This window comes from Methylobacterium sp. Leaf361 (assembly GCF_001424445.1).
Taxonomy (GTDB): domain Bacteria; phylum Pseudomonadota; class Alphaproteobacteria; order Rhizobiales; family Beijerinckiaceae; genus Methylobacterium.
Window position 1 is genome coordinate 1 of sequence record NZ_LMPY01000036.1, and the last position, 22,111, is coordinate 22,111.

Genomic DNA, 22,111 nt, shown 5'->3' on the forward strand with positions numbered 1-22,111 from the left:
CCCATGCGCAAGCTGTTCTACAATCTCACCATCACCCTGGTGTCGGTGGTGGTCGCGCTGGTGGTCGGCACGCTGGAGGCGCTGAACCTCCTGGCGGACAAGCTCAACCTCCAGGGCTGGCTCTGGGAGCGGATCGCCGCGATCAACGACCATTTCGGCGTGCTCGGCTTCGCCATCGTCGGCCTCTTCGCGGCGGCTTGGCTCCTGTCGTTCCTCATCTACCGCCTCGGCCGGTTCGACCGGATCGACGTCAAGCCGGCCGACATCCCCTGACCGGCGTCGGCCGTGTCCACGCGGGACGTCCGGCGCCGGTGAGTTGGGCCGATGTCGGAGCGCGCCGGATGCGCGCGGCGGGCTGAACCTACCCGGCCGCCTCGCTGAGCCTCAGGCCGGTGAACGTCAGCGTCGCCGTGTAGATCGGCGCGCCGGCCGCATCCCGGACGACCACCGTGTAGGTTTGCCTGTCCCCGTCGCTCGGGATCTCCCATCGCGCGACGTCCGGGAGGGAGATCATCGCTTCTCTGCGCGCAGCGTCGAAATCGGCGCACTCGGTCCCGTCCTCGTCGCGTTGCAACTGACCGTCGTGGATATCGAAGAAATAGCGCGGCACCCACGCCTCCATGACTGGCTTCCCCTCACGAAAGCTAACCGGGATCGGAAACGCCGGTTCTCGGCGCGCGGCGCCCGATCCGCGCCGGTGACCGCGGCCGACGCCCTCGGATGAGCGGGCGTCGGCCGGGCCCGGCCGGCTATCCGTTCCGGGCCTTCCGGCGCTGGCGGCCGTGCCGTCGCGTCGCCGGATCGCGTCCCCGAACGAACACGTCGCGCGGGGCTGCGGATCGGAAGTGAGAGCGCCGCGCGACGGCGTGCGCGGCGTGACGGGACCGCTCCGGCCGTTCCGGCCGGGCCCGTGCCTCCGGACGGGCGGTCGCGGACCCGCGGTCTCTCAGCGGTCTCTCGTCTTCGTGGTACGGGAATCCTGCGTCTTGTTTCCGTCGTCGGCCGGCGAGGCGCCCGGAACGCCGGTGTTGCCCGAGCCCCCGCCCCTCTCTCCGCCCTTCATCTGATCGCCGTGCTGCATCCGCTGCCCGCCCGACCCGGACGGCGCTGGCCCGGACGTCGATCCTCCGGCGGCGCCCTGCGCCGTTGCCGCGCCGGCCGTGCCGAGAAGGAGCGACGATACGAGGACGAAGATCCGGATTGCGGTCATGATGTTCTCCAGAAAACTACCATTGGGCAAGCACAGAAAGCTGTCTGAGTTCCGGAATATCGCAAAGTATCGAGCTTGAGATCATAATGTTATGTTTTTCTTATTGAATAATTCGGGTTGACGTGCCGAAATATCCGATAGCGGTCCGGGCGCGCGCATCGGCGGGCAAACCGCCCGGATCGCGCCTGAGCTGTGGGACGCCGACGTGGACCGGCCTCCCCGCGGGTAGCCCGCAGATCGGTCCGACACGGCGCGGCGGGCCGCGCTGAGAGTGGCTCGGAGGGCCGGAGGGGCCGGTCCGCCGACGATGCCGGCACGAAATGACCGCCGCGGCGTGAGCCGGGCGGTCCAGGTGGTCTCGGGATGTCCAGAGTTAGACGATCGCGGGCCGCGCTTAATCCGCGCCGCATCCGCGCCGCGAGGAGCGGACCGCCGTGCCGGCCGCGCCGGCCGCGTCGTCCGGCGGGCCTCGTCGTGCTGCGGCGCTCGCGCGCCATGTCCGCGTCGTCGGCGGCGATGCCGACGCGTCGGTTCTGACCCGCGTCCGCGACGAGGACACGCGCCCCATATAACCGTCGCGGGAGCGCGGGCCTCCGAGAGGCCGTCCGTGGCGGCGCGGGGATCCTGCAGAGCGCCGGGTTCGACGCGGTGCTTCCCGATCGGAGCCGCGCAAAGCCGGGGGACGAGGAGGACCGAGATGCTGCGCGACAATGTCGAGCGAGGCCGCTTCGAGCTGCAGGTCGGCGGTGACGTCGTCTTCGCGACCTATCGGCGGGAGCCCGGCCAGCTCGTCATCAGCCACGTCTACGCGCCGCCGGTCCTGCGCGGCACCGGGGCGGCCGGCCGGCTCATGGAAGGCGTCGCGGCGCACGCGCGCGCCGAGGGCGATCGGATCGTGCCCCTGTGCGGCTACGCCCGGGCGTGGCTGCGCGGGCATCGGACGCATCGCGACCTGCTCGCGTGAGGCCGCGACCGGGCCGGGATCGGCCGCCGCCGGGGGCCGGTGCCGGGATCGCCTGGCGCTAGGTCATCCGTTGCGCCACGTGCCGCCGCCGGCGCTGGACGGCCTCGCGGACATGCGCGACGAGCAGGGCGACGAGGCGGATCTCGACGCTCTCCGTCCGCCTGTGGGCCTCCATCCGGATCGTCTCCGCCGCGAGCGCGTCGGCCTCCCGCTCCAGATGATCGAGCTCGACCGGATCGGCGCTCGACACGGACAGCCAGATCTCCAAGAGGCGCATGACCCGGGTGGGCGGCTGCAGCGGCCGGAAGCGCCGATACAGGCCGATGCCCGCCGCGCCGAGGGAGGCCAGCGCGCTGATCATGAGCCCGACCCAGTAGGCCGCGTTCTGCGCCTGATCGCTCAGGCTGGGCTGGTTCCCGGTCAGGTACGCCGTCGCGCCCGGGTGGATCGGGAGCGCCTGGACCTTGTCGTCGGTGTCGGGGGCCTCGATGCCGGCCAGATCGTCGTCGAGCGCGACGAGCCGCGGCTTGCCGGTGAGAACCTCGCGGGTGATCTCGCCGGCGAGCCAGTCCGGCATGGCGCCGCGGGCCACGAGCCGGTGGCTCACGGACAGCGTGGTGATGTCGTCGCCCGGGGCCGGCAGGGAACCGAGGAAGGCGCCCTTGGGCACGTCGATCGTGTCGAGCACGGGGTGCTCCTTGGCGATCGCCGCCGCCTCGTCGACCTCGAAGAGCTTCGCCGTCCCGGAGCCTTTGCGCAGCGCCGTGAACAGGGGCAGCCACAGCGCGCTCCCGACCGGAGCCACCACGAACACCGAACCGATCTGGCGGCTGCGGGCGGCCTCCGTCAGCTGGTCGATCGTCAGGATCCGGCGATGCACGCTGCTCGGGGGCACGCCGAAATGCGTCAGGATCAGGTCGAGCAGGAGCGGGTCGAGCTTCCGCCCGTCGAGGAGACCGACGGTGCTGCCCCGCAGCTTGGCCACGCTGTCGACGGGGCTGCCCCCGGGCGCGACGAAGACCACCGCGTCGCGGCGCAGGATGACCAGGGTCTGCCCGTCCTTCGGCGCGGCGTCGCTGCGCACCAGGGCGAGCTGGGTCTCGCCCTTGTCGAGGGCCGCCGAGGCGCCGAGGCGATCGGGCTCGAAGATCGTCCGGATGCGCACCCGCGGATGCTGGGTCTCGAAGAGCTGCGTGAGCGCCTGCGCGGCCTCCCGATCCTCGGTGCTGGTCTTGGCGACCGCGATGTCGAGGGAGAGCAGGCCGAGGAGGAGATGGATGAGCAGAGCAGCGACGGCGGCCCCGGCGATGACGCCGAGGACGATGACTGTCGTTCTGGAACGCCGGATCATCCGTGCCGCGCTGACCTGCCGATCCGCCAGCATAGCGCGCGTGTCTGGCCCAGTCTCCCGCTCCCGGACAGGATCGGTCGACGCTCCGCCCCATGCTGTATCTTGCTCCAGCGCGTCGCGATCAGTTCATCTGGCGGTGCCGGTCCTGGACCTCCTGGAGGGCGAGCCTGCGGCCCAGCGTCATCAGCAGCGCTTCGGCCTGCACCTTGAGCTCCGCGTCCCGCAACTCGCTGATCGCGTACATCGCCGCGATGGCGTGATCCGCTGCCAGCTCGAGAGGCGACGTCTCCACACGCGGCACGGCCTCGTCGGCCATGTCCTCGAACATCCGCATCCGGGTGATGTCGAGGAGAATGCCGCTGCCGCCCTGGGGCCGCCCGACATGATCGCCGGTGAAGCGCCCGCGCACCAGGACCCAGCGCGTCCGACCGTCCGCCGAGGTCACCCGATGCTCGGCGAGGTACGGTGTCCCATCGCGGGCGCTGCGCCGAATCAGATCATCGATCCGCTCGCGATCGTCCGCGTGGATGCTGCTCATGTAGCGACCGAGCGGGACGCCTTCCTCGGCCTCGGCTGGATCGACGTTGTACACCAGGGCGACGAAGGCGTCGGCCCGCACCCGATCGACGCCCGCATCCCATTCCCAGCGGCCGACGACGTCGAGCGCGTCCAGCGCCGTCTGGAAGGTTTCCGAGGCTGTTTGCCCGTCTAGAGGCTTAGAAGCTGCCACCCGAGCACCCGTATTCAGTTGTCACTAACATACGTTGGTCCTAAAGCGCTGCAACCGCAAGGGGCATAATCTGGTCTGCAATCAACTGTTGCGTGCCGGACACGGATCGGCTTCGGCGAGCCGCCGGGGCCGGGTGCCGACGACGGGCCGCGGGCGGTCCTTGCGGATCGGAACTTGGACACCCATTATGACTACAGTGGTCACGGAGAGCGCCATGCAGGAGATCCAGCTTCGGGACGCCAAGGCGACGCTATCGGCCGTCATCGATCAAGCGAAGCAGGGCGCGCCCTCGATCATCACCCGCCACGGCCGCCCCGAGGCCGTGCTGCTGAGCTTCGAGGACTGGCAGCGGCTGTCCCGCGTCCCGTCGTTCGGCCGCCTGCTCATGGCCGCGCCCGTCGCGGCGGACGACCTCGCCCCCCCGTCCGGCGGGCTCAGAAGCGCCGAGCTGTGAGGCGGTGTACCTCGTCGATACCAACGTGCTCTCGGCCGGCGCGCCGACCAAGGCCGTTCCGGCCGTCGCACTGATCGACTGGATGGACCGGAACAGCGCGGGGCTCCACCTCTCGGTCGTCACGATCGCCGAGATCGAGGACGGCATCGCGAAGAGCCGCAGGGACGGTGCCGCGCGCAAGGCCGAGCGCCTCGCGGCGTGGCTGGAGACCTTGCTGCACCTGTACGCCGCCAAGGTCCTCCCGATCGACCTCGCCGTCGCGCGCCACATCGGCGGGTTGTCCGATCTGGCGCGCGGGCAGGGGCACGCGCCCGGCTTCGCGGATCTCGCGATCGCCGCCACCGCGCGCTGCAACGGCTGGACGGTCCTGACCCGGAACGTGCGGCACTTCGCGCCGCTCGGCGTTCCCGCCTGCGATCCCTTCGTCGCGCTGCCGGCCGATGGGCGGTGACGGCGTCGCGCCCGTCACCGCGGGGCCGCGGCGGCGTGCCGATCGCGGCGGGACTATCGGGACGGTGTGCAGAACTCGGCCGTGAGACCGGCGAAGGCCGCCCGCAGGAAGGCGTCCACGGGACGGTCGCCGCCCGCCTGGATCCAGGCCTCGATCGCCAAGCGCATCGCACCGAGCGACGCCATGGCGACGAGGCGCAGCGGGGCGCTGCGGACGGGATCCGGCCAGCGCTCGATCAGCGCGGCATGCAGGGCCTGCTCGTGCAGGCCGTAGGCCGCCTGCTTGCGGGCCTTCAGGGTCTCGCTGGACCGCATGACGCGATCGATACTGATGAACTCCTGGGTCCGGAAACCCGTCGACAGCGCCAGCAGGGCGTCCCGGACGGCCTCGACCGGGACCTTGCCCTCCGGCTGGGCCAGGACGGCCTTGCGCAGCGCCGCGCCGAAGCCGCGCATCTGCCAGTCCAGCAGGATCTCTTCCTTTGACTTGAAGTAGTAGAAGAAGGTTCGACGCGAGATGCCGGCCGCCTCGGCGATCGCGTCCAGGGTCGTCGCCTCGTAGCCGTGCCGGCTGAACAGCCGCAGGCCGGTCTCGGCGATCCGTTCCAGTGTCTCCTGCCGTTTTCGCGCGCGCAGGCTGCCGGGCTTCGGTGGCGGGCTCCCCATGCCGGCGTTGTGACATGCGATTCCGCACTTGCAAAGTTGCACGCGGTGCAATTATATTTTTACACCGAGTGCGATTTTGATGCGCGGTCTCGGGACGCGGTGCGGAGTCCGGTCGGGCGCCCGCCCCTTCCTGCCGATATCGGCAGCCTCGTTCGCCGTCGGGGCCTCCGTCGGCGAACGGAATTCGGTTGGCGCGCGCCGGCGGGCGAGGGCGCGTCGTGATCGGGCTGCGGCCGGCGATGCGCGGCTCTGCGAACCCTCCTGGCTCCCCTCCTCTCGCGAAAGCCCTCCTCATGCCCGAGTCTTCCGGTCCGACAGCGGCACGGCCGTTGCCCAACCGTCGGCAGGTTGGCGCCATGCTGCTGGGAACCCTGGCCGCGGGTGTGACGCGGCCGGCCGCGGCGGAGCCCGTCGTCGAGGACGTCCGGATCGTCGACTTCGACTGGGTCGACGGCGCGCGCCAGCGACCTGTGCCGGTACGCCTGTACTGGCCGAACACGTCGTCGCTCCGGCGCCGCGTCCCGCTGGTCGTGTTCTCGCACGGTCTCGGACAGTCCCGAACCGGCTACAGCTATCTCGGACGGCACTGGTCGTCCCACGGGATCGCGAGCCTGCACCTGCAGCACGTCGGCAGCGACAGCTCCGTCTGGACCGGCAATCCCCTGGCCCTGCTCGACCGGATCGAGCGGGCGGCGCAGGAACGGGAGGCGATCGCCCGGGCGCGCGACCTGCGCTTCGCCCTGGACCGCCTCCTCGTTCAGGACGGGGGCGCCTTCGGAGACCGGATCGACCCGCGCCGGATCGTGGCGGCCGGACATTCCTACGGCGCCAACACGACTCTGATCGCCGCGGGTGCGCGCGTCGTCCGTGACGGGCACGCCCTTCAGGCGCGGGATCCGCGGATCGCGGCCGGGATCGTGATCTCGGCGCCGCCCTTCTACGGCGAGCGCGACCTGCGGGCCGTCCTGGGCGCCGTCGAGATCCCGACCCTGCACGTGACGGCGACCGAGGATGTCATCCAGCTGCCCGGTCGCACCTCGCCGTTCAGCGACCGCCTCGCCGTGTACGAGGCGATCGCGACGCCCCGGAAGTCCTTGGCGGTCTTCCAGGGCGGCTCGCACAGCATCTTCACCGACCGTCCTCTCACGGGCGGTCTGAACCTGAACCCGCAGGTCAAGGCGGCGACCGCCGCCGGGACGCTGGCCTTTCTCGACCTCGCCTTCCGCGGCGATCCGGAGCCGCTGCGCGCGTGGTCCTCGACCTGGCGACCGATCCTCGCCGTCGCGCCCGCGGGCTACGCGGGCGCGACGCTGGCGCAACCCGCGATAGCGACCCGCGGAAAGGACCGGACGCGCGCCCAGCCCGGGGAGCCGCTCTGACAGGCCGCTCGTCGCGCCCCCTGGCGGCTGAGGTCAGGAGCCCGGCCTCCTCCGCGAGGTCGGTGTACGGGGTCGGCGCCTCGGGTCAGGTCGCTTCGCGCGCCGTCAGGGTGCGGTCGACCAGCTCGAGGATCCGCTCCCGGTCCAGCGCGGTCCCGAACAGGATCCGGTAGAGGATCGGAGAGACGACCCCGTCCAGCACCGCCTCGGGGTCCGGGAAGGCCTCGCCGCGGGCCACGGCCCGATCCGCGATGATCGCGATCTGATCGCGGGTGAAGCTGCAGCATCGCTGGGCACAGTTCGCGTCCGCCGCCGCCAGGACGTCCCGGATCATCTCCCGCCCCGGTGCGGACGACATCTCGTCCGCGTACTGCTCCGCCCACGCCTCGAGATCGGTCCGGCCGCTCCCGGTATCGGCCGGCTCGCCGTCGGGACGGAGCCGCTCGACCGCGACATCGGCCAAGAGCTCGGCGAGCGTGCCCCACCGGCGGTAGATCGTCGACGGCGTCACGCCGGCCGCGGCGGCCACCAGGGGCACCGTGATTTCCGAACGGTCCGTCGTGGTCAGGAGCGCGCGCACGGCCGCCTGAACCGAGGTCTGCACCCGCGCGCTGCGGCCGCCCGGACGCGGCCCTTGCCTCGTCGTCATCCTGCACTCTGCCATCTGGGGCGCCACAAACGCAAAGATATTGCGTTTGTGGCGCGGAGGGCCTACGCATCAAACGCAACGGATTAGCCTTTAGGTTCGCCAATGACCAGGGACCGCAAGCTGAAAGTTGTGGCTGTCGCGGGCAGCGGCACGCTGTTCTTCCACGCGGCGGTGCTCGGCACCTTCCTCGCCGCGTCCGCCGCTCCGACGCCGCTGTACCGGTTCTACCAGGAGACCTACGCGCTCTCCCCCGTGCTCACGACCGCGGTGTTCGCCGTCTACGCGCTGGCGCTCCTCAAGGCGCTCCTCGTCGCCGGGTCGATCTCGGACCATCTGGGCCGACGGCCGGTGATCTTCGGCGCGCTGCTCCTCGAGCTGGTGGCGATGGCCCTGTTCACGACGGCCAGCGGGGCGTGGGGACTCATCGCGGCGCGCTTCGTCCAGGGCGTGGCGACCGGCATCGCGGCGAGTTCGCTGGGCGCCGCGCTCGTCGACGTCAACCGGGCGCGGGCCCAACTCGTGAACGCGATCATGCCGCTGATCGGGATGGCGGCGGGCGCGCTCGGAACCAGCGCCCTCGTGCAGTACGGCCCGCACCCTCTCCACCTCGTCTACGCGATCCTGGGCGCGGTGTTCGCCGCGCAGGCCGCTCTCCTCTGGCTCACGCCCGAGACCGGCGAGCGCCGCGCGGGCGCCCTGCGGGCCCTGAGGCCGCGCGTCGTGGTTCCGCCACAGGCCAGGCGGCCGCTGGCCGCGATCACGCCGACCAACATCGCGACCTGGATGCTCGGTGGCTTCTACCTCTCCATCGTTCCCTCGCTGGTCGTCGCCGCGACGGGCAGCCGGACCCCGTTGACGAGCGGCGTCATGGTCGCGGCCCTGATGGTCGCCGGCGCCTTCGCGGTCCTCCAGCGGCGCGGCCGGGACGCCGCGGCCAACCTGACGATCGGGACGCTCGCCATGACCGCCGGTCTCGTCATCGTGCTCGCCGGCATGCACGGCGGGAGCGTGCCGGTCCTGATCGGCGGGACCCTGGTCGGCGGGGCCGGCTTCGGGACGAGCTTCCTCGGCGCCCTCGGCACGATCGTCCCGCTGGCGAAGCCGGGCGAGCGGGCGGAGCTCCTCGCGAGCTACTACGTCGAGAGCTACCTGGCGTTCAGCCTCCCGGTGATCTGTGCCGGGTATCTCGTGCGCCGGATCGGCTACGTGACGACCGCCGACCTCTACGCGGCCGCGATCCTCGCCATGAGCGCAGCCGGGTTCCTGGCGCGGCGGGCACTGACGTCGCGACGCGTCTCGCCTGGCTGACGCACCCTGCCTGCGGCGCTCCGGTCGGGTCCGCGTCCCGGACGGGCACCGAAGCCGGCCGCCGGGCGCTGAGAGCCCTCGCGCGATCGCGCCGCCAACAGCCGTCGTGCCGGCCGGGGCGATCCCGGCGCGACCGTCCCGGCCCGGCCGCGTTAACCCGGATCAACGTCGCGCGAACGGGACGGCCGGGTTCGGCACGCTCCCGGGACGCGGAGCCGAGCGGAGGCATCATGCGAGACTTCACCGTCGCCTGGGACGCGAACCGGCTGGCCTGGGTGCGGGAGCGCGTGCGGGCCTACCGCATGCCGCGCCTGCCGACGGGGGCCGGCTGGCGCTACGGCTGCGATCCGGACGTCCTGGCCGACCTGTGCGCCCACTGGCTCGACGGCTTCGACGAGGCCGCGGCCGCGGCCGAGCTCAACCGCTTCCCGCAGATCCTGGCCCGCGTCGAGGATCTCGACCTGCACGCCGTCCACGTCGTCGGCGAGGCGGAAGGCCGGCGCCCGCTGCTGCTGATCCACGGCTGGCCGGGTTCGATCTACGAGTTCTGGTCGGTGATCGAGCCCCTGGCCTTCCCGTCGCGCCACGGCGGGCGGCCGGAGGACGCGTTCGACCTCGTGATCCCGGCGCTGCCCGGCTTCGGCTTCTCGGGCAAACCCGCCGCGCCGATCGGCGCGCGCAGCACGGCGCGGCTGTTCGATCGCCTGATGCGCGAGACTCTGGGCTACCCGCGCTACCGGGTTCAGGGCGGCGACTGGGGCGCCGGGGTCGCGGCCTGGCTCGGTCTCGACCACGCCGCGTCGCTGGAGGCGATCCACCTGAACTACCTGCTGGTGCAGCCCGATGCCGAGCCGGAGAGCGCGGCGGAGCGGGCTTGGCAGAAGCAGGCCGGAGCCACCCAGCAGGCGCTCGGGGCCTACGCGCAGCTGCAGGGCACCAGGCCGCTCTCGCTCGGCTACGCCATGGCGGACGAGCCGGTGGCGCAGCTGGCGTGGCTGGTCGAGCGCTTCCACGACTGGGCCGACTTGCGGGAGCGGCCCTTCGCGCAGGTCTTCACGAACGATCAGCTCCTGACCAACGCCCTGCTCTACATCCTCACCGATTCCTTCGCGACGGCGACGTGGTTCTACGCCGGCGCGCAGCAGGAGGGCGTGCGCCGGATGCCGCCGGGGCGGCGCGTCACGGTGCCGACGGCCTTCGCGGCCTACCCGGATCCGCGCACGCCCGCGCCGCCGCGAGAGTGGCTGGAGCGCGGCTACGCGGTCTCGCGCTGGCAGACGATGCCCCGCGGCGGCCATTTCGCCGCCATGGAGGCGCCGGACCTGTTCGTCCGGGACCTGCGGGACTGGGGCCGCGGCTGACGGCGTCGTCCCGCCGCATCGCGGGCTCAGCCGGACCCGGCGGCACGAACCGGATCCTCTAGATCAGCGCGTAGCCCGCCCCGTCCCGCTCGATCCGCCCGCGGGCGGCGAGGTGCATCCCGGTCACGCTCAGGCCCTCCGCCGCCGCGCGGTCGAGGATGCGCCGGCGGGTCGCGATCGCCTCCGCCGGATCCGTGTCCCAGATGACGGTCCAGTCCGGGTGCGGCATCTGCAGGAGTCGCGAGTGGATGACGTCGCCCCAGATCAGCAACCGGTCCGCCCCGTCCGCGATCAGCACGCCCATGTGACCCGGCGTATGGCCGGGGAGCGGCAGAGCGCGGATGCCGGGGGCGAGCTCCGCCTCGCCCGCGACGCGGCGGATCCGGTCGCCATAGGCGGCGAGCACGGCCTGCGCCGTCTCGAACATCGGCCGCAGGGCGTCGGGCGCGCCGGCCCGCGCTCCCGCATCCGACCAGTAGGCGACCTCGCGCTCCTGCACCACGAGCTCGGCGTTCGCGAACCGCGCCAGGCGGCCCGGCGTCAGGAGACCGCCCGCGTGGTCGGCGTGGAGATGGCTCAGCCAGATGGTCTCGACCTGATCGGGCCGCACGCCCTCCGCCGCCAGCGCGGCGGTCACCCGGTTGAAGTCCGGTCCGAAGACGGTGCCGCAGCCCGCGTCGAGCAGCCAGTGGCGCGCGCCGCGCCGGATCAGGAAGGCGTTGACCGGCTCCGGCGACGGACCGTCCCCGGCAAGACCAGCCCCCTGCAACAGAGCCCGTCCGGCCGGGCTCTCGGCCGCGGGCATCATCCGCGGCTCCAGCGGGAACAGCCCGTCGCGCAGGGGTGTCACGGTGAAGGCGCCGACCCGGTAGGGCGGGGTTCCGGTCGCGGCCGCGCCGGGGCGGTGCAGGCCGAGCGGCAGCAGGGCGGCGGCGGCGAGCAGGCTGCGGCGGGACAGGTGAGAGGCCATGGCGGGCTCCGCGGGAGACGAAACGCCGCCATCCTGCGAGGCGTGCGGGGCGCGGGCCAGGGACGTCCTCCCGCCCGCGACCGGGCATTCTTCCCGCGCTGGCTCGGCGCGGCTTGCGCGCCGGGACGTTCCCGGTGCCAAATCGCCGCGTCGCTTCGAGCCCGGCCGTTTCGCCCCCATGAGCCTGCCCGCGCATCTCGGCCTACGCCTCCTCGTGGTCGCCCTCCTGTGCCTGGCCGGAGCGGTCGCCTGGACCGGCTTCGCCGCCCAGGCGAGCCTGCAGCGGGAGGCCGCGACCTCGGCGGAGCGGATCGCCGCGCAGCTCGCGCGTCAGCCGGGTCTCGGCAGCGCCGGTCCGGTCGCGATGCCCGCCGCGCCGCCGCAGCCCGCACCGGCCCTCCTCACCATCCTCCCGGGGATCTGCGCCGACATCCAGCTCGGCGTCGAGTTGCCGCGGCGCGTCTGCGGCGACTGGGATGGCCTCGACGCCGCCCCCGCGTGGTTCCGGGAGGCGGTTACGGGGGACGCCGCGGCCGCGCCGACGATCCGCGCGATCGTCTTCCGCGAGCGCACGATCGGCAGCGTCACCGCCTGGCCCGATCCGATCGCCGCGGCGGCCCGCGTCTGGCAGCGGGTGCGTCTCGCGGGCGGGCTCGCGCTCGCTCTGACGGCGGCGACACTGCTCCTCAACTGGCTCGCGGTCATGCGCCTCGTCGCGCCCGCCGGGCAGATCGTGCGCGGGCTGGCGAGGCTCGACGCGGCCCGGACCCGGTCGCCGCTGCCGCGCTTCGCCGCCGCCGAGTTCGACCGGATCGCACGCGCCTGCGATGACCTCGCCGACCGGCTCGCCCGCGCGGAGGCCGCGCGCGCGGAGCTGATGCAGCGGCTCGTCACGGTGCAGGAAGAGGAGCGGCAGGCGCTCGCGCGGGACCTGCACGACGCCTTCGGCCAGTGCCTCGCCGCCGCGGGCGCCCGGGCGGCCGCGATCGAACTCGCCGCGCCCGACGACCGCGAGGATCTGCGCGCGGACGCGCGCGGCATCGAGGCCGTCCTCGCCACCATGCGGGAGAGCCTGCGCGGGGCGCTGGCGCGCCTCGAACTGCCCGACCTCGCCGAGACCGGGCTGGAGGACGCGCTGCGGGGCCTCGTGGCGGATTGGCGGGCGCAGCTCAGGTCCGGCCCGGCCCTTCATCTCGACGTGGCCGGCGACCTCGCCGACATGCCCGTGACCGTGTCGGCGAGCCTCTACCGCATCGCGCAGGAGCTCCTGACCAACGCCCTCCGCCACGGGCGTCCGAGCCGGATCTTCCTGCGGGTCGTCCGGACGGAGACCGGAACGCGGACGGTGACGCTCACGCTGGACGACGACGGCAAGGGCGATGTCTCGCGCACGGCCTCCGGCACGGGCCGCGGCCTCGTCGGCATCCGCGCGCGACTCGCCGCCCTCGGCGGCAGCTTCACGCTGACCGGCACCGGCAGCGGGATCCGCGCCTGCGCGACCGTCCCGACCGCGGTCTGAGGCGTCTCATGCCCACGTCCATCCTGCTCGTCGACGACCATCCCGTGGTGCGCGAGGGCTATCGCCGCCTGATCGAGCGACAGCCGGGACTCGTTGTGACGGCGGAGGCGGCGAGCGCGGCGGAGGCCTACCGCCAGTACAAGGCGCACGGGCCGGATCTCGTGATCCTCGACCTGTCGCTTCCCGGGCCGAGCGGCATCGAGGCCATCCGGCACATCCGCCAGTGGGACGGGGCGGCCCGCATCCTGGTCTTCAGCATGCGCACCGGGGCCGTCGTCGCGCGCCGAGCCTTCGCCGCGGGGGCGTGCGGCTACGTCACCAAGGCGAGTCCGCCGCGCGCGTTGCTGGCGGCGGTGGCGGCCGTGCTGCGCGGCGAGCGGGCGATGAGCGCCGACATCGCCCACGCCATCGCCCAGGACGAGGTGGCGGGCGGGCGCTCGGCCGTCGACGCGCTGAGCCCGCGGGAAGTCGAGATCCTGAGCCTGACCGCGGGGGGGATGACGGCGCAGGCCGTGGCCGAGGCCCTCTGCTTGAGCCTGAAGACGGTGCACAACAACCTGTCCGGGATCCGCGCCAAGCTCGGTGCCCGAACGGATGCACACCTCGTCTGGATCGCCGTGGGCGCCGGGCTCGTGTGCCCGCCCGAAGAGCTGGCCGGCAGGGCGTGACGGGGACCGCGCGCACTTGTCTGAGTGACGGATGATCCTTCCCGACATCCATCGCTGAACTGCGCGCCGCGTTTAATCCGCGCCGATGCGTGCGTGAGGGCACTCCGCGATTGCATGTCACCATCTACTTTGTCATCGCGGCACGAAATGATGCGTGAAGTCACGGTTGGTGATTTTACCGAGACTGCGGATTAAACGACGATTACATGGAGAGGGCGTCGCTGCTCTTGGTCGGCGCGGTGCGCAGGTCGCGGGCCGGCGGGGAGCACCCGCGCACCGATGGCAGCGTGGTCGATCGTGGATCTCCCGTCGGTCGTCGGCTCTCGCCCCGCGGACGAGGCGCGCATCACCGCGCAGGCAGATCGGATCGGAGATTGAATCGGGAGGCTCGCCATGACTGTCGGACAAGCGATGACCCGTGGAGCGATCATCGGCCTGATCGCGCCGTTCATCTGCATCCATGCGGCGCTGGCAGCCGCGTTCACGGGGACGGGCGGCGGCCCTGAGACCACGATCAACGCGCCGTACCGCTCGTCGGTGGGGCAGACGGTGCCGCCCGGCGCGGGGGCCGCGCCGCTGCACGATCCGCGCGAGCGGACGCGACGGCAGAAGGACCTCGACGCGGTCCTCGGCAGCGTCTGCGACAAGTGCTGACGCCGTCGCGACAGGTCCGCCTCGAACATCGACCGACACGAACGGGAACGAGCCTTTGCGTCCTCCGCACGACATCCGAATTCTCAGCCAGGTGCGCTGCCACCTCGGTGAAGGACCGAGCTACGATCCGCGCACCGGGACGGCGTGGTGGGTCGATATCCTGGAAGCGCGCCTGTTCGAGAAGCCGATCGCCAGCGCCCAGAAGGCGCTCGTCCACGTCCTGCCCGTCCAAGTCAGCGACATCGCGGCGATCGACGGCGCCCACCAGCTGCTCTCGGCGGAGGACGGTCTCTACGTCCGGTCGATCCGGGACGGGGACATCCGGATGCTCTGCCCCCTCGAGGAGGATCTGCACGACAACCGGTCCAACGACGGCCGCGTCCATCCGAGCGGCGCGCTGTGGATCGGCACGATGGACCGCGACGCCACCAAGGGGCGCGGCTCGATCTATCACGTGGCCGGCACGAAGGTGCACCGCCTCTTCGGCGGCCTGACGATCCCCAACGGCATCAGCTTCTCGCCGGACGGCGCCACCGGCTACTTCGTCGATACCGACGTCGGCGTGCTTCACCGCGTCCCGCTCGATCCGAGGACCGGGCTGCCGCGGGGACCGGTCGAGATCCATTTCGACCACCGCGGCGGCGAGGGCGCGATCGACGGCGCCGCCGTGGATGCCGAGGGCCTGATCTGGACGGCGCGCTTCGGCGCCGGCTGCCTCGACGCCTACAGCCCCGCGGGCGAGCGGGTCCGCACCGTGTCGGTGCCGATGCGGCAGCCGACCTGTCCGACCTTCGCGGGACGCGATCTCGACCGCCTGCTGGTCACGTCCGCCTACGAGGGCATGGACGTGGCGGACCGCGCCGAGGATCCGGAGCATGGCCGGACGATCCTGATCGACGTGGGCGCGCGGGGGCTGCTGGAGCCGGCCTTCCGGCTCTGCGCCTGACCAGGCCGGACCGCGGTTCTCGCCCGCCCTCAGCCGGCGCGTCGAAGCGCAACACCCAGGAGACTCCATGACCGACGCGGGCGAGCGCCCCTATCAGCCGATCGAAGCCTACGCCCTCCTGAGCAACTGCGAGGGATGCGCGCTCGTCGCCCGCGACGGATCGATCGACTGGGCCTGCCTGGAGCGCTTCGACGCCGACCCGGCCTTCTCCCGGCTGCTCGACCACCGGCGCGGCGGCCATTTCTCCATCCGCCCCGAGGGGCGGTACGAGACGGCGCGGCAGTACCTGAGCCGCAGCAACATCTTGGAGACCACCTTCACCACCCCGGACGGCTTCGTGACCCTGCACGACTTCATGGTCGGGCCGGAGGGCGGCCCGCACCGGCCGCTCCTGGTCCGGCTCGTCAGCGGTGTGTCGGGCCGTGTCCCGATGGTGGTCGTCTACCGGCCGCTGGCGGGCTTCGCCGAGTCCTTCGCGCCGCCGGAGATCGCGGGCGGCCGGGTGACGGCACCGGGATGCCCGGGCCTCGTCGCGGATGTCGAACTCGTGCGGGACGGCGCCGGGGCCGCCGCGCGGTTCGTCCTCGAGGGCGGGCAGGCGCGGAGCTTCAGCATCTACGGCGATGCCCTGCCGGACGCCCCGCCGGACGCGCGCGCCCTGATGGAGCGGACGCGCAAGGCTTGGGTGCTGTGGACGCAGGACGCCGCCTACACGGGACCGCTCGCCGATGAGCTGCTCCCGGTCGGCGCTCGTGCTCAAGGCGCTGACATACGCGCCCACCGGCGCGATGGTCGCGGCGGCCACGACCTCCCTCCCCGAGGAGATCGGGGGGATCCGCAACTGGGATTACCGTTTCTGCTGGATCCGCGACGCGTGCCTGTCCTTCTACGTCCTGAAGAAGTTCGGCATGCTGCGCGAGGCCGAGGCCTTCTTCGGGTTCGTATCCGACCTCTGCGCGCGGGCGGAGGGGCGGCTGCGGCCGCTCTACAGCGTCTCGGGCGAGGCCGACCTCGCCGAGACCACGATCGCGCATTTCGAGGGCTGGCGGGGCAGCGCGCCGGTGCGGGCCGGCAACGAGGCCGCCGAGCAGCATCAGGCCGACGCGTACGGGCAGGTGCTCGACCTGCTCTACCTCTACACACGCCTGGGCGGCACGCTCCCGGAGGCGATGCTCGGGCACGGCGCCCGGCTGGCCGACATCTCCGCCGCGCACTGGCACCGCCCCGACGCCGGTCTCTGGGAGCCGCGCAAGCCCGAGCAGCGCTACCTCCACGCGGCGATCATGAACTGGGTCGCCCTGGACCGGGCGATCCGCCTGTTCGGCCCGCGCGAGACGTGGTGCCGGGAGCGCGACCGTATCGTCGCCTGCGTGAACGGCCCGGGGATCCACCGGGACGGCTACTACCCGCAATATCTCGGCGGTGACGACGTCGACGCCGCCCTGCTGATGGCGCCCCTGGTCGGCTTCCCGGTCGACGAGGCCGCCTTCGCCCGGACCGTGGACGTCGTCATCGAGCGCCTCGGCCACGGCCACCTCGTCTACCGCTACCGGAACGACGACGGCCTGCCCGGCCACGAGGGCACCTTCCTGCTCTGCGCCTTCTGGCTGGTCGACGCGCTGCTCTGGCTCGGCCGGGACGCGGAGGCGCGGCTGCGCTTCAACGCCCTGCGCGCCCTCCAGAACGACGTCGGCCTCTACGCCGAGGAGGTCGCGCCGGACGGCGCTTTCCTGGGGAACTTCCCCCAGGCCTTCAGCCATCTCGGCTTCATCCACAGCGCCCTGATGCTCGACCTGTTCGACCACGGCGGTCGCGCGGCGGTGCAGGGCACCTACGCCGACCGGTCCCTGCGCGAGACGGCGCTGCGCCGGACACCGACCCTGGGCGGCCCCGACTGATCGCCGCCCGCCATCCGCCCGTCCGCTGTCGCCACCCCTCATTCAGCGCAGGAGTGCCCATGTCCCGATCGAGCCGTCACGAAGCCCGTCTCCTGAGCGTGGACGAGGCCGATCTCGTCGCGCGCTCGCATCACCCCAGGCTCGGTGAGGCCGATGACGGCGGCTTGGCGGAGCTGGTCGCGCGTCTTCGGGCAAGCCGCGACCGTGCGCGGGATATCTCCCGCCGGCAGCGCCGCGAGCTGCGCGGCAAGGCCGCCCCGTCCGGCGCGCGCGCCGCGACCGACAATACCGGGACCCGCCGGAAGGCCGCGGTGCTGGCAGCCGCGGTGAAGCGCGCCAGCAAGGAGAGCGAGCGCAGGCGGAACGCCCGGGCGCGCGGTCGCCTGGTCACGAGCTCCCGCAGGGCGCTGGCGATGAAGCAGGCCGCCGGCGATCACGGTCTCGCGCGACCGACCTCGCGCACCGCGCACGATGGCATGCAGGCCGTTCCGAACGACGGCCTCGCGCCGTCGGGCGCCCTCGACAGCGCGGGACACGAGATCGCGCGGCGGCGCGGCGGCGGTCCGCGGTAGCGCCAGACCCGGACGGCCGCCGCGGGCGCTCCGGGCTCGGCCCTTGCACACCGGCGTCGGCTTCCGCGCCATCTCACCGGTAGCGGACGGGCCGGATCCGCGGCGCGCCTCTCTTCCGGCCGCGGCCGGTCACGGGCGCGGACCCCCGCCTCGCGGTGAGCGTCGGTGCGGATCCCGCGAGGTCCCTGTCGCGGCTCTCACGCGAACCTCGCGGACGCGCCCGTCATGGAGCGACAGGAGACGTCGGTCCTGGCAGGGTGGGATCCGATCGTGGCCCCGGGCCGTAGCGGAGCGTGCACCGACCGGTGCGCGCATGAGGATGTTGTCGATGCGGGGCGCCGCGCTGATTTTCGGGACACTTCTCGTCATCGCGACCTTCGTGTGGTTCATGTACTTCGTCCCCCTGGGATGTGCGATGAACACGACGGGGTGCCGGGAGACCTTCTCGGTCTGGAGCGGCGGCGGCCTGGTCCATTTCTGGGCGCCGCTCCTTGTCGCAGGCGCGGCGATCCTTTTCGGATTGTCCGGCTCTAGGTAGATCGGCGGTATTCGCGCATTGCGAGGCAGGGCCGCCGACGCTCCGGTCGTCGACGGGATCTGGTCAGCGGCGACGAGAGAGTCGTCGATGAACCTCTAGACGGCCGTGCAGCCGTTCAGGTGATCCTGCCCCTGGTCAGGGGTCAGCTTGCCGGCGGGACCGGGCCGTGCGAGGTGTCGCCCGCGACGATGCCTGACGTGAGTTGATCCACTGATCGCATGAGCCTCGCCGTCGACCCGACCCGCGCCCGGACCCCGAGGACCGCCGATCTGCACCGCGGCTATCGCGGCCGGGAGGGCGACCGACGGTCCGCGCGGGATGCCGGTCGATACCAGTCTCGGCGTCGGACAATCCCCGCGACCCGGCGAAAACGCGACTGGGCCGCCCATCGCAACATCGTGCCGGCGCCTGCCGGAGGAACCGCGTCCCGCGAGGCGGGACCGTTCGCCAAGACAGGGGATGTCCGGGAATGATCATCTGGTCCGGCTGGGGAATGCTGACGGCGCTGATCGCGGCGGCGGGCCTGATCGGCAGCGTGCTGCTCGATCCGGCGCTCGCCCGCCTGGGCGTCCCGACGCCCACGGGCGTCATCCTGGTGTGGGTGGTGGCGGCCGGCTTCAACTGGTGGCTCGGCACCCGGCTGAACGGCCGGCCGGGCCGCGAACTGCTCGACCCGCGCACGGGGCAGACAGTGATCCTGCGCCCGCGCCACACCCTGTTCTGGATCCCGATGCAGTACTACTCCGTGCTCATGGTTCTGCTCGGTCTGCTCGCCGTGATCGGCGCGATGCACGCCGGCTCGCCGGGCCGGCCTGTCTGATGGGCGAGCGCCGCGCCGCGGGTGCGCGGCCGCGACCTCTCCGAGGCCTCTCCGGCGCTCGACGCCGCGGCGCAGGGATGAAGCCCGTGGCGGTCCTAGGGGCAGTCCGGAGCGTCCGGAATCGCGTCGAAGGCCTGCGGTCCCGGCTGTGCTCGGGGGCGGACGACGACGCGGACCGTGACCCGGCAGTCACCCGCCCGGACGCGGTAGCGCTCCCCGTCGACGCGTTCGACTGCATCGATCGGACGCGATCCCAGCACCCGCGCGGCCGCCTCCGCGACGGCCTGGACTTCACGCACGCGTTGCCAGGACGGCGGCAGGGCTGCCTGGGCGGTCGTCGGAAGCAGCGCGAGCCCCGTCGCGCTTAGCCAGCGACGCGCGGCCATCATGCCCGGGCCTCCCGGGTCCTGGCGGGAGCCGACACCGGCGCCGGGACAGCCGCCCGGATCGGCCGGACCGCGAAGAGCCGAAGGCGTCGGCGCGTGGGCGTCTCTCCGTTCATGCGGCGGGGACGAACCTCAGCGGACCGCGAAGACGGAGGCCGGCGCCCCGTAGCGCCGGTCCCAGCCTTCCCACGCGACGTCGGTCGGTCCCACGGCGAAGTCGACGACCCGCCAGCCGTTTCCGTCCTGGCGCAGCAGCGCGGCGTAGTCGTTCGAGTCCAGATCGTCCGCGGCGCGAGGGAGGGGGCGGCCGTCGGGCCGCTGCATCTGCGCGAACAGGAAGGCCCAGGGGCCGACTTGGTTCAGGGCGTGCACGACGAACTGCACCGGCTGTCCCCGCCCGGTCTCCGCGGGGCCCCGGGCGACATCGAGCAGGGCGCGCCGCGCCGCGCCCTGCGGGGTCTCCGTCCCGGCCTGTGCGGGCTGTCGCGTGCCGTCGCCGCAGGGCTGCCAGGTTCTCTGGGCGCCCGTGTCGGCCGGGCGTCCGTAGCACCAGCCCGCGGCGGCGAGCCGGCGATCGAGGCCGTCGCGCCGTTCGCAGGCCGCCTGCGTGCGCGGATCGTCGCCGGAGCCGCCGCGGCAGAGACCGTTGGCCGTGGTCCAGTCCCGGAGAAGCGCCGCCACCGGATCGGCGCGCGTCGCCGTCGGCGCCGCGATCATCAGGGCGCAGAGCGCGCCGACGCGCCGTGTTCGCCGCGTCCGGTCTCTCCGGCTCGCGCAGGGCGCGCGGCCATCACCGGGGAGGCCGCCATCGGCCCGCGCGACGGCGTGGCGGGCCGAAGCAGCGGATCCGCGCGTCTCCGCACCGGCGTCACCCGACCGCGCGCCAGTGCCCGGACCGCCGATGGACCTTCCGTGTCCCCCTGTCATGCCCTGAAATCCCTGCCTGCGCCGGTCTCACGTCAGCCTTGAGCAGACCAGACCGAGTTCCGCGCGTCCCGCGCGGGCCGATCGGCACGATCGTCGCGCTCATGTTGGGCACGCGGCGAGACCTGTCGAGGGGATCGGCGCCGCCGCGGGTCAGAGCGCGCGCCTCCGCGGCGCTGCACGGCCGGGTGGCGATCCCACCGCCGGCACCGCCGAGACGGGAGCGTCCCGCCGCGGAGAGCCGCGCTCGTCGCCGGCAACCCGTCGCGCCGGACGCTGTTGGGTCCCCGGGAGTGGTTTCCGTATGGCGCGTCGCATCCTGATCACCGGCGCCAGCATCGCCGGCAACACGGTGGCCTGGTGGCTCGCCCGCAGCGGCTTCGACGTGACCGTCGTCGAGCGCGCGCCCGCCTTCCGGGACGGTGGGCAGAACGTCGATGTGCGCGGCGTCGGTCGCACGGTGCTGCGCCGGATGGGTCTGGAACGGGCCGCCCTCGCCAGCGGCACCGGCGAGGAGGGCACGGCCTGGATCGACGGCCGGGGACGGGTCGCCGCGCGGTTCGACGTCGCCGGGGCTGAGGGTGATGGCCCGACCGCCGAGATGGAGATCCTGCGCGGCGACTTAGCGCGCCTTCTCTACGAGCCGGCCCGGGAGCGGGCCCGCTACCGCTTCGGCGACCGTGTGGCCCGCCTCGCGGAGGACGGGGACGCGGTCGCCGTCACCTTCGCGGGCGGCGAGACGGAACGCTACGACGCGGTGGTCGTGGCGGAGGGCGTCGGCTCATCGACCCGCGAGCTCGTCTTTCCCGGAGAGAACGCGCCGCGCTGGATGGATCTGACCATCGCGTACTTCACGATTCCCAGAATCCCCGGCGACGACCGGATGTGGCGCTGGTTCAACGCCACGGGCGGCCGCAGCATCTCGCTGCGGCCGGACCGACACGGCACGACGCGCGCGATGCTGACGCTCCGTCAGCCGCCCGGCGGCGAGCAGGACTGGGATATCGCTCGCCAGAAGGCGTTCCTGCGGGCGCGGTTCGCCGGCGCCGGGTGGCAGGCCGGGCGCGTCGTGGCGGGCCTGGACGCGACGGACGATTTCTACCTCGACGTCCTGCGCCAGGTGAGGATGAAGCGCTGGTCGTCTGAACGCGTCGTGCTCACAGGCGACGCGGCCTGGTGCGCGACGCCCCTCGCGGGCATCGGCACGACGCTGGCCGTCACCGGCGCCTGCGTGCTGGCCGGTGAGCTGGCGCGCGCCGACACGGTCGCGGCGGGCTTTGCGGCTTACGAGCGGGTCATGCGCCCGTATGTCGAGAGGGCGCAGGGTGTCCCGAAGCTCGCGCCGAAGCTCATGAACCCGCGCACGCGGATCGGCATCCGTCTCCTTCACGCGGCCCTGAACGTCGCGAGCAGGCCCGCCGTTCGCCGCGTCACCGCGAAGCTGTTCGATGGGCGCTCCGAGGAGCCCGATGTCTCCGCTTACGTCGGTCGATCGGCCTGAATCGGCTCCTCGGCACACACGCTCCGGGCGGTTCCACATGGAGCGCTCGGATCGCCACGGCTCGGTTCACTGCGGGGTCTGATCTTGGCTCAGGAACGACGGCGTCCGTTGTCGGGGCAGCCTCTCCCGACAAGACCGGCTGTGCCGGCGGGGGAAAGTCCTCCCTAGAATTGTGAGATCAATGTCTGTTGTT

At 72.6% G+C, this 22,111-nt stretch carries 22 protein-coding genes and 2 pseudogenes; 16 read left to right on the plus strand and 8 right to left on the minus strand.

What is annotated here, in order from left to right; translation table 11 throughout:
* Nucleotides 1-273 (plus strand): annotated as a pseudogene (locus ASG32_RS22670) (HoxN/HupN/NixA family nickel/cobalt transporter); the annotation flags it as partial.
* 88 nt (nt 274-361) lie between these two features.
* Here ASG32_RS22670 and ASG32_RS22675 read toward each other — a convergent pair.
* Nucleotides 362-610, minus strand: coding sequence for a hypothetical protein (locus ASG32_RS22675; protein ID WP_026605132.1), 249 nt, complete (start codon nt 608-610; stop codon nt 362-364).
* A 1,297-nt stretch (nt 611-1,907) separates the two neighbouring features.
* On the opposite strand from ASG32_RS22675, the gene ASG32_RS22685 reads away from it, so the two are divergent.
* Nucleotides 1,908-2,174 carry a GNAT family N-acetyltransferase gene (locus ASG32_RS22685; RefSeq protein WP_020094422.1) on the plus strand — a complete coding sequence of 89 codons (267 nt, stop codon included), beginning with the start codon at nt 1,908-1,910 and terminating at the stop codon, nt 2,172-2,174.
* Nucleotides 2,175-2,232: 58 nt separating this feature from the next.
* Here the strand turns inward: ASG32_RS22685 and ASG32_RS22690 are convergent, their stop codons facing one another.
* Both ASG32_RS22690 and ASG32_RS22695 read right to left on the minus strand, forming a co-directional pair.
* Complete coding sequence (locus tag ASG32_RS22690; protein ID WP_244492139.1) at nt 2,233-3,525, minus strand: TAXI family TRAP transporter solute-binding subunit; 1,293 nt, start codon at nt 3,523-3,525, stop codon at nt 2,233-2,235.
* Nucleotides 3,526-3,646: 121 nt separating this feature from the next.
* Nucleotides 3,647-4,144, minus strand: a complete 498-nt coding sequence (locus ASG32_RS22695) for a PAS domain-containing protein (protein ID WP_348271897.1) — start codon at nt 4,142-4,144, stop codon at nt 3,647-3,649.
* Between the two features lie 325 nt (nt 4,145-4,469).
* On the opposite strand from ASG32_RS22695, the gene ASG32_RS22700 reads away from it, so the two are divergent.
* Nucleotides 4,470-4,709, plus strand: coding sequence for a type II toxin-antitoxin system Phd/YefM family antitoxin (locus ASG32_RS22700; protein ID WP_026605131.1), 240 nt, complete (start codon nt 4,470-4,472; stop codon nt 4,707-4,709).
* 4 nt (nt 4,710-4,713) lie between these two features.
* The gene (locus ASG32_RS22705; protein WP_020094418.1) at nt 4,714-5,160 is read left to right on the plus strand and encodes a type II toxin-antitoxin system VapC family toxin; all 447 of its coding nucleotides are present in this window, start codon (nt 4,714-4,716) and stop codon (nt 5,158-5,160) included.
* A gap of 53 nt (nt 5,161-5,213) precedes the next feature.
* Here the strand turns inward: ASG32_RS22705 and ASG32_RS22710 are convergent, their stop codons facing one another.
* The gene (locus ASG32_RS22710) at nt 5,214-5,825 is read right to left on the minus strand and encodes a TetR/AcrR family transcriptional regulator (RefSeq protein WP_056531075.1); all 612 of its coding nucleotides are present in this window, start codon (nt 5,823-5,825) and stop codon (nt 5,214-5,216) included.
* Between the two features lie 356 nt (nt 5,826-6,181).
* On the opposite strand from ASG32_RS22710, the gene ASG32_RS35680 reads away from it, so the two are divergent.
* Nucleotides 6,182-7,204, plus strand: coding sequence for an acetylhydrolase (locus tag ASG32_RS35680; protein ID WP_280141602.1), 1,023 nt, complete (start codon nt 6,182-6,184; stop codon nt 7,202-7,204).
* 85 nt (nt 7,205-7,289) lie between these two features.
* Here the strand turns inward: ASG32_RS35680 and ASG32_RS22720 are convergent, their stop codons facing one another.
* The gene (locus tag ASG32_RS22720; protein WP_026605129.1) at nt 7,290-7,853 is read right to left on the minus strand and encodes a TetR/AcrR family transcriptional regulator; all 564 of its coding nucleotides are present in this window, start codon (nt 7,851-7,853) and stop codon (nt 7,290-7,292) included.
* 102 nt (nt 7,854-7,955) lie between these two features.
* Between ASG32_RS22720 and ASG32_RS22725 the strand changes: the two genes are divergently transcribed.
* Nucleotides 7,956-9,161: an MFS transporter gene (locus tag ASG32_RS22725; protein WP_056531081.1), complete on the plus strand. Its 1,206-nt coding sequence runs from the start codon at nt 7,956-7,958 to the stop codon at nt 9,159-9,161.
* A 230-nt stretch (nt 9,162-9,391) separates the two neighbouring features.
* A complete protein-coding gene (locus tag ASG32_RS22730; RefSeq protein ID WP_056531084.1) occupies nt 9,392-10,522 on the plus strand; it encodes an epoxide hydrolase family protein in 1,131 nt (376 codons plus the stop codon).
* 58 nt (nt 10,523-10,580) lie between these two features.
* Here the strand turns inward: ASG32_RS22730 and ASG32_RS22735 are convergent, their stop codons facing one another.
* Nucleotides 10,581-11,492, minus strand: a complete 912-nt coding sequence (locus ASG32_RS22735) for an MBL fold metallo-hydrolase (protein ID WP_056531086.1) — start codon at nt 11,490-11,492, stop codon at nt 10,581-10,583.
* A 178-nt stretch (nt 11,493-11,670) separates the two neighbouring features.
* Between ASG32_RS22735 and ASG32_RS22740 the strand changes: the two genes are divergently transcribed.
* The 8 genes and pseudogenes from ASG32_RS22740 to ASG32_RS22775 all read left to right on the plus strand — a co-directional run bounded on the left by ASG32_RS22740 (nt 11,671) and on the right by ASG32_RS22775 (nt 19,107).
* Complete coding sequence (locus ASG32_RS22740) at nt 11,671-13,011, plus strand: histidine kinase (RefSeq protein ID WP_056531089.1); 1,341 nt, start codon at nt 11,671-11,673, stop codon at nt 13,009-13,011.
* Nucleotides 13,012-13,019: 8 nt separating this feature from the next.
* Nucleotides 13,020-13,679, plus strand: coding sequence for a response regulator transcription factor (locus ASG32_RS22745; protein WP_020094410.1), 660 nt, complete (start codon nt 13,020-13,022; stop codon nt 13,677-13,679).
* Between the two features lie 411 nt (nt 13,680-14,090).
* On the plus strand, nt 14,091-14,333 hold the full coding sequence (locus tag ASG32_RS22750; protein ID WP_020094409.1) for a hypothetical protein: 243 nt from the start codon (nt 14,091-14,093) through the stop codon (nt 14,331-14,333).
* Nucleotides 14,334-14,388: 55 nt separating this feature from the next.
* Nucleotides 14,389-15,279 (plus strand): SMP-30/gluconolactonase/LRE family protein, encoded by an 891-nt coding sequence (locus ASG32_RS22755; protein ID WP_056531092.1) that lies wholly within the window; start codon nt 14,389-14,391, stop codon nt 15,277-15,279.
* Nucleotides 15,280-15,346: 67 nt separating this feature from the next.
* A pseudogene (locus ASG32_RS22760) lies at nt 15,347-17,177 on the plus strand (glycoside hydrolase family 15 protein).
* 59 nt (nt 17,178-17,236) lie between these two features.
* Entirely contained in the window at nt 17,237-17,749 is a 513-nt protein-coding gene (locus tag ASG32_RS22765) for a hypothetical protein (protein WP_056531096.1), read from the plus strand.
* A 328-nt stretch (nt 17,750-18,077) separates the two neighbouring features.
* The gene (locus ASG32_RS22770) at nt 18,078-18,287 is read left to right on the plus strand and encodes a hypothetical protein (RefSeq protein WP_026605124.1); all 210 of its coding nucleotides are present in this window, start codon (nt 18,078-18,080) and stop codon (nt 18,285-18,287) included.
* Nucleotides 18,288-18,756: 469 nt separating this feature from the next.
* A complete protein-coding gene (locus ASG32_RS22775; protein WP_056531099.1) occupies nt 18,757-19,107 on the plus strand; it encodes a hypothetical protein in 351 nt (116 codons plus the stop codon).
* Between the two features lie 95 nt (nt 19,108-19,202).
* Here the strand turns inward: ASG32_RS22775 and ASG32_RS22780 are convergent, their stop codons facing one another.
* Nucleotides 19,203-19,496 carry a hypothetical protein gene (locus ASG32_RS22780; RefSeq protein WP_056531102.1) on the minus strand — a complete coding sequence of 98 codons (294 nt, stop codon included), beginning with the start codon at nt 19,494-19,496 and terminating at the stop codon, nt 19,203-19,205.
* Between the two features lie 129 nt (nt 19,497-19,625).
* Nucleotides 19,626-20,210, minus strand: coding sequence for a hypothetical protein (locus tag ASG32_RS22785; RefSeq protein ID WP_056531105.1), 585 nt, complete (start codon nt 20,208-20,210; stop codon nt 19,626-19,628).
* Between the two features lie 511 nt (nt 20,211-20,721).
* On the opposite strand from ASG32_RS22785, the gene ASG32_RS22790 reads away from it, so the two are divergent.
* Nucleotides 20,722-21,918 carry an FAD-dependent monooxygenase gene (locus ASG32_RS22790; RefSeq protein ID WP_056531108.1) on the plus strand — a complete coding sequence of 399 codons (1,197 nt, stop codon included), beginning with the start codon at nt 20,722-20,724 and terminating at the stop codon, nt 21,916-21,918.
* Nucleotides 21,919-22,111 lie beyond the last annotated feature (193 nt).